The following is a 1085-nucleotide window of genomic DNA, read 5'->3' on the forward strand; positions in this document are numbered from 1 at the left end:
AGCCGCCGCCCTGCGCGTACCTCATGCCCCAGGGCTACCGGATCCACAGCCCCACCGTCAGGCGAACAGCCCCGACATCACCCAATCAAGTTCAATAGCGACCTGTCGGTCCACACCGCCGACGACCTGCGAGCGATCGAGGACCGCCTCAACAACCACCCCCGCAAGACCCTGAGATGGCAGACCCCGGCCGAGCTATTCGCAGGCGCTCTGACAGCAGCAACGTCGCGACGATCATGCGAATCCGCCCGAAAGGCGGCTCGTGGGACCAGCGCATGCGAAACGGCTGGTATTACTGGGGGCATGCAGGAAGAGACCGCACGCTCCGCGATCGACACGTTCATCTCCGCGTTCAACGCCTCGGACGACAACTATGTGACTGCCCTGCTCTCCCAGGCCCTGACCTCAGACGTGGTCTTCTGGGGACCGTTGGGTCGCAGCGAAGGAATCGCGGCGGTCGAGCGGTTCGTGCTGGACATCCGGCGTCACCCGGCGGGGCCCGGCACGATGGTGCGCTGCTCAGCGGTGGACATGCCTGACGAATGGGCCCGGTACCAGTGGGTCTTCACCACGCCTGATGGTGGCCCCCGCCTGGCGGGAACGGACGTCGTCCATCTGCGACGGAGCCTCATCGACCAGTTCATCGTCTTCGCGGGGGAGATCGAGCCGTCCGCCTCCTGAGTCATCCTTCTGTCGCTGGCCTTCTCCCGTAACTTGCCCCTTCGGCCTTCGGGAGCTGCGGTTCGCGGTTGGTCAGGCTGCGGTGTTGAGGGGGCGTCCGCCCCAGCGGATGCCCTTTTCGCTGCGGCTGCGGGCGCGTTCCTTGCGTTGGGCGGCGAGTACGTCGGGGTGGCGGGCGTTGGTGTTGCGCCAGCGCAGGTAGCGGTGCAGTGCCTGGGTTTGCGCGGGGTGGCTGCGGTGGTGGGAGTTGGCCAGGGTGAACTGCCGCAGCGGGCCGAAGTGGAGCAATAGTCAAGACCTGTGGACGAAATGACGTGCGGCAGGCTGCGGCACCCACCGAGTTCGATCCTATGCTGACGGTCGTGCAGGTACTGGGTGTGAGCAATGAGGACGAGATGGTCGCC

1 protein-coding gene and 2 pseudogenes are annotated in these 1085 nt (G+C 66.0%); 2 read left to right on the forward strand and 1 reads right to left on the reverse strand.

The window, feature by feature from the left end; translation table 11 throughout:
- Nucleotides 1-96 precede the first annotated feature (96 nt).
- Both AB0J08_RS41745 and AB0J08_RS41750 read left to right on the forward strand, forming a co-directional pair.
- Nucleotides 97-201, forward strand: a pseudogene (locus AB0J08_RS41745) (IS30 family transposase); the annotation flags it as partial.
- Between the two features lie 102 nt (nt 202-303).
- On the forward strand, nt 304-681 hold the full coding sequence (locus tag AB0J08_RS41750; protein ID WP_360645478.1) for a nuclear transport factor 2 family protein: 378 nt from the start codon (nt 304-306) through the stop codon (nt 679-681).
- Nucleotides 682-753: 72 nt separating this feature from the next.
- Here the strand turns inward: AB0J08_RS41750 and AB0J08_RS41755 are convergent.
- Nucleotides 754-963: pseudogene (locus tag AB0J08_RS41755) on the reverse strand (IS630 family transposase); the annotation flags it as partial.
- Nucleotides 964-1085 lie beyond the last annotated feature (122 nt).

Origin of the sequence: Kitasatospora sp. NPDC050463 (assembly GCF_040655255.1) — a bacterium.
Classification (GTDB): domain Bacteria; phylum Actinomycetota; class Actinomycetes; order Streptomycetales; family Streptomycetaceae; genus Kitasatospora.